Origin of the sequence: Collimonas fungivorans, assembly GCF_028292705.1 — a bacterium.
Taxonomy (GTDB): Bacteria; Pseudomonadota; Gammaproteobacteria; order Burkholderiales; family Burkholderiaceae_D; genus Collimonas; species Collimonas fungivorans_B.
Genome location: NZ_JAQGLV010000102.1, coordinates 1 through 5408 on the forward strand (window position 1 = coordinate 1; position 5408 = coordinate 5408).

6 protein-coding genes are annotated in these 5408 nt (G+C 62.5%); 4 read left to right on the forward strand and 2 right to left on the reverse strand.

Features of this window, described 5'->3' with window-relative positions; genetic code table 11:
- Positions 1-19 precede the first annotated feature (19 nt).
- Entirely contained in the window at positions 20-307 is a 288-nt protein-coding gene (locus JWQ61_RS05145; RefSeq protein WP_304359572.1) for a zinc ribbon domain-containing protein, read from the reverse strand.
- 144 nt (positions 308-451) lie between these two features.
- On the opposite strand from JWQ61_RS05145, the gene JWQ61_RS05150 reads away from it, so the two are divergent.
- The 3 genes from JWQ61_RS05150 to JWQ61_RS05160 all read left to right on the forward strand — a co-directional run bounded on the left by JWQ61_RS05150 (position 452) and on the right by JWQ61_RS05160 (position 2741).
- Entirely contained in the window at positions 452-895 is a 444-nt protein-coding gene (locus JWQ61_RS05150; RefSeq protein ID WP_304359573.1) for a CHRD domain-containing protein, read from the forward strand.
- Between the two features lie 73 nt (positions 896-968).
- Positions 969-1571 (forward strand): hypothetical protein, encoded by a 603-nt coding sequence (locus tag JWQ61_RS05155; protein ID WP_304359574.1) that lies wholly within the window; start codon positions 969-971, stop codon positions 1569-1571.
- A 69-nt stretch (positions 1572-1640) separates the two neighbouring features.
- Positions 1641-2741, forward strand: a complete 1101-nt coding sequence (locus JWQ61_RS05160) for a patatin-like phospholipase family protein (RefSeq protein WP_304359575.1) — start codon at positions 1641-1643, stop codon at positions 2739-2741.
- 23 nt (positions 2742-2764) lie between these two features.
- Here the strand turns inward: JWQ61_RS05160 and aroQ are convergent, their stop codons facing one another.
- Positions 2765-3340: a gamma subclass chorismate mutase AroQ gene (gene aroQ / locus JWQ61_RS05165; protein ID WP_304359576.1), complete on the reverse strand. Its 576-nt coding sequence runs from the start codon at positions 3338-3340 to the stop codon at positions 2765-2767.
- A gap of 98 nt (positions 3341-3438) precedes the next feature.
- On the opposite strand from aroQ, the gene JWQ61_RS05170 reads away from it, so the two are divergent.
- Positions 3439-5408: site-specific recombinase (locus tag JWQ61_RS05170; protein WP_304359577.1), on the forward strand; the 1970-nt coding region annotated here is incomplete at its 3' end.

Here is a 5408-nt window from a genome sequence, read left to right on the forward strand (position 1 = left end):
GTAGAGGTAATGTAGCGCCTTATTGCGGCACTCCGCAATTGCCGCAGAATTTCGCACCTGCGACCCTGGCGATACCGCAACCGCTGCAACCCGGCGCTTGCAGGGAATTGCCGCATTGCTGGCAAAAACGTGCGCCGGCGACATTGCCGGCATTGCATTTCAGGCAATTATTCTGGGCAGGCGCGGCCGAACCCCAGGTATTTTGCTGGCTGCCGCCGTGGCCGCCGTGCTTGCCGCCTTGCCGGTATGGCGCATTGTGGCCGCCGCCATGGTGTCCAAGGCCAAGCAGGTTTTTGAAAAAGCTCATTTTCTACTCCTTTGCGGTTGTATGGCTCCATTTAAAACCCTGTAGTAACTATAGGGTCAAGCAAATGCATAAAAAAATCCGCAAGAAAGAAAGCGGACTACACTATTGCTTGCTTTCCCCTATAACCAGCACGAAGGAAAACACATGACTACCCTACTAAAAAATGTAAAGCCATCGTTGTTCGCTTCTGTTGCACTGGCCCTGCTGCTTGCGGCATGTTCCACCATGTCCGCCGATACCAACCATACCAGCGATGTGACCCTGGACGGCGCGCATGAAGTGCCGGCCAACGGCTCGAGCGCGAGCGGCGCCGGCACCATCGTGGTCAAGGCCGACAAATCGGTCAGCGGCAGCGTCACCACCAGGGGCATACAAGGGAAAGTGGCGCATATCCATGAAGGCGCGCTGGGCAAGAACGGTCCCGTCATGGTGGGCCTGACCAAGACCGGCGACAATATGTGGTCGGTGCCGGAAGGCACCAAGTTCACCGATGCCCAGTACGCCAGCTACATGGCCGGCAACCTGTATATCAACGTCCACAGCGCCACCAATCCCGGCGGCGAAATCCGCGGCCAGCTGCTGCCCTGAGCCGGACTCCAGTAGCCGCCATGCGCGCAGCGGAAGCCGGCCATGGCGGCTGACATGAAACCTTAAGCAGCTTATGCATCCAACCATCCGGATTTTCGGCGCATTCTTTTTGGCCATCGCACTTGCCAGCGGCGTTCTGTATGCGATCGACCATTCGCTCGGCAGCGCCAAGAGCGTCGAGAAACCGGCAAAAACAGTGGCTGCCACGCCGCTGGCAGACAATCCCGCACCACCCGCTGCGCCAGCATTGGCGCCGCCGGCAGCCGGCGACACTGCTCCGCCGCCTGCCACCGCACCCTCTGCCGACAATACCGGCGCCATCGCCAAATGCAGCATCGACGGCAAGATCGTCTATACCGACAAAGGCTGTCCGCAAGGCAGCAAGGCCAAGTCCTTGCAAATCACCGACAACGCCGTCATCCCCGGCGTCGACCAGGCGACCATTGATCGGACGCTGCGCCAGCCGCCGCCGCTGGCCCAGGCAGCGCCGCCCGCCGCCGTCATCGAACCGGTGACCTCGATCGGCACCGAGCCCGGCGTCGATTGCCCGGCGCTTGGACGACGCCTTGCATGGCTGGGCGACATGGGGCACCGCCGGCAACCGCCGCACATACGCGATCGCATGCGGCGCGAGCGCGACGAGCTGCAGACCCGGTGGTTCTGGGCGCATTGCTAGCTGGGCGACGGTCCTTGTCCGACAAAGATGCTTGATATGCAAGCAGTTATTGATGCATCATTCGAGCCCATGACCCGAACCGAAAAATATCAATGCTGCATGGTGATGGCGGGCGGCGGCTTCCGCTTCGGCTACTACCTCGGCATGTACGCCGCGGCAGTCGAAACAGGCAACAAGCCGGACCTGCTGCTGGCCAGCTGCGGCGGCTCGATCGCCGCCGCCGTGATCCAGGCGCTGCCGGACGATGCGCAGCGCAAGGCCTGGATCAGCTCGCCGGCCATGTACCGCTTCCTGTGCAGCTTGCAATCGACGCCCAAGGCCGCCATCGGCCGTTCGTTCATCCATGCGATCAAACGCCGCCTGACCGCCAGCCGCGCCGCGGTCATCCCGGATTTGTTCGGCGATTATTTCTTCGACATCCCATCGCAATTGCCGCTGCCGCCGCTGCAGGCGCAAGCGCAAGACCCGCCTGCGGTCGCCATCGTCGGCGGCAAAATGCTGTTTTCCAAGGACCAGGTGGGACAGCCCAGGGCCGGCCGCAAGCTGTTTGCCGAGACCGTGTTCTGCGATCCGCGCACGGCGGCGCTGCTGGACGGCATGCCCTCGCCCATGAGCGATCCGATGTGGGGCGACAACGCCATCGCACCGCAACTGCTGACCGACGTCGAGATGCCGATCGGCGACGCCGTGCGGATTTCGATTTCCGACATGTTTTATTTCCCCTGTCACTCGCACCAGGCCGGGCACTATACCGGCGGCGTGGTCGACCTGTTTCCCATCGAGCTGGCGAAAAAACTGGCGCAGCGGGTGGTGATGGAATTGAAGGCGCCGTTCAGCCAGGCGCTGGCGATCCCGGCCTGGCGCGCGGTGCTGGGTGTGGACGGCAACCAGCGCCTGCGCCACGTGCACAGCCAGCATGCCGACGTCTGGATCGATGCCTCGGATGTGGAAAGCGTATTCCACAAGCGCGGCATGCAGCAGAAACTGTCATGGCCGAAAAACCGCCTGCGCCTGCTGATGCCGGGCCGCCATGAAACTTACCTGGAGCATGTGGAAGCTCAGTGGCAGTATGGCTATCAGCGCGGGCTGGAAGCCTTTGGCCAGCCTGGTCCCAATTACAAGCGGCACATGCGCCACGCCACCAGGCACAACAAGGCCCGGCCAGGTTAGACCCGGCCAGGCTAGGCCCGGCCCTAATCCTTCAACCAGCCCTGCAGCGCTACCCGGCGCGGCTCGCCGTCCAGGTCGCCGCGCACCAGGATCTTTGAACGCATTGCGATGTAGGCCGCCATGCCCGGCTGGGCCAGCATCGGCTCGATCTTTTCCAGCTCGGCGATCAGCTCAGGCGTCAGCCGGTCCAGCACCGGCCGCACATCGCGCCCCAGGTCCGGCGCGTCGTCGAAACGGCCCTGGCCTTGGCGGCGCCATTGCGCATGCAGCCCGAGCTGCATGGCTTTGCTGGCATCGAACTGGGCCTGGAAGAAACGGCGGGCAAACACCGGATCCAGCCCTTTGGCCTGGGCCACCACGGCATCCAGTATCAATTGCTCGCGCGGCGGATCGTTGACGGCGCCGCCGGAATTCCATTTTGCCTTGGCGACCATGGGAGCGACCGCCAGCCGCTGGTCTATCAGCGTCAGCAGGTGGTCGACCCGCGCGGCATCGGCAGCGCCGGGCGCCGGCGCCATGCTCTGGCAGCCCGCCAGCAGAAATAACAGGAACCAGCAGGCAAAGAATTTGCCGAAGGATGGCGTTTTGGAAAATTTCATGGGCTCTTTCAGCGACAAATCAAAACATAACATTCGTTCACAACCGATTTCGATAAACTAACCGTACACTATCGACTTTGCATTTTATAAAACTTTGCATGCTATCAACACTAAAACTCATTTCCGCCGACCCCAACTCTGACAATATCGACCATCTGGTGGCCTTGATAAAGACCCTGCGCCCCAGCAAACCAGAGCTCGGACAGGAAGCGGCAGAGAACGTGCGGATGCTGGTGCAATTGCTGCACGGCGAGCCGGTACAGGCCAGCGCCCTGCGCCACTATATCCTGCGGCTGTTTTCAACGCGGCGCCAGATCAGCCTGTACACCGATACCGGCATCCTGCCGAACGCCGGCTTTTTTACCGAACTGTTCCAGCGCCTGTCGTTCCGCATGCTGCCGCCGGCGCTGGATGAAAACTACCTGCGCGATTGCCTCGACCGCCTGCTGCCGGTAGAAACCGATTACCTGTGGATCAACGCCGTCCCCGCGGCAGACTGGCTAAGCCTGTTCGACCTGCTGAGCCAGGCCGCGCCGTATACCGACGCCGAGAACAATGCCGCCAGCGACGCCGTCGACCGCCACAAGACCGTGGGTGAACTGCTGGAGGCGATCCAGACCCTGTCCTACCGCATCAGCGCCATGGGGCTGGAGCCGGCGCTGCTGCGGCTCTACCCGAGTATCGATGAGTTCGAATCGCCGTTCCTGATGCAGAACGTCGAACTGCACCTTTACCTGAACAGCTATCGCCGCCACCTGGCGGCCGCGGACTCGGCCTTCGACCACGGCGAACTGCCGCCGCTGGAAGACGCCCGCCATCTGTCGGTGATGCTCGACCAGTGCGAAACCATCGTCCTCAAGATCCGCAAGAACGCCTTGCGCATGGGCAGCAGCGTCTCCCTCACCTACCTGCTGGTGCGGCTCGAGCAAAGCATCGCGCGCCTGCGCAAGCTGCTGGACCTGGTCGATGTCGGCCCGGCCGAGGCCGGCCAGGCGGATGCGGCGTCTGATCCCAGCGCCGCCGAAACCAGGCAACTCGCCAAACGCAGCCAGGCGCTGGCGCTGGGCCAGGAACTGATCGAAGGCCATAACCGCAAATACGCGGTGCGCGAACTGTTCGCCGACAATATCAACCTGCTGGCGCGCAACGTCACCGAAAACGCCAGCCGCACCGGTGAACACTATATCGCCGAAGACCGCTCCGAATACGGCGCGATGTTCCGCTCCGCTTCCGGCGCCGGCCTGATCATCGGCTTCATGTCGCTGCTGAAGATCCTGGCGTCTTACCTGCGCGCCGCGCCGCTGGTGGAAGCATTTTTATTCAGCATGAACTATTCGTTCGGTTTCATGCTGATCCATGTCCTGCATTTCACGGTCGCCACCAAACAGCCGGCGATGACGGCGTCGCGCATCGCCTCCGGCCTGCAAAGCCGCGACGGCCGCAATATCGACCTCGACAGCCTGGTGGAACTGATCGTCAAGGTAATCCGCACGCAATTCATTGCGGTCGCCGGCAACCTGCTGCTGGCTTTCCCGGTGGCTTACCTGATCGCGCTCGGCTACCAGGCGCTGTTCGGCCATCACCTGGTGACGCCCGACAAGGCGGCGCACCTGCTGCACGATATCGATCCGTTTGCCAGCCTGGCGCTGTTCCATGCGGCGATCGCCGGCGTCTGCCTGTTCCTGGCCGGCCTGATCTCGGGCTACTACGACAACAAGGCGCTCTACACCCACATGGCGCAACGCGTGGCGCGCGCGCACTGGCTGCGCAAGCTGCTGGGACAGGAGCGGCTGGCCCGCTTCGGCGAATACCTGGAGCGCAACCTGGGCGGCCTGATGGGGAATTTCTACTTCGGCATCCTGCTCGGCACCATCGGCACCGTCGGTTTCATGCTGGGCCTGCCGATCGATATCCGCCACATCACGTTTTCGGCGACCAATTTCGCCACCGCCCTGGTCGGCCTCGACAACCACATGAGCTGGCAAACCGCGCTCGTTTCGGTCATCGGCGTGCTGGGGATAGGCACGGTCAACCTGTGGGTCAGCTTTTCGCTGGCACTGTTCGTCGC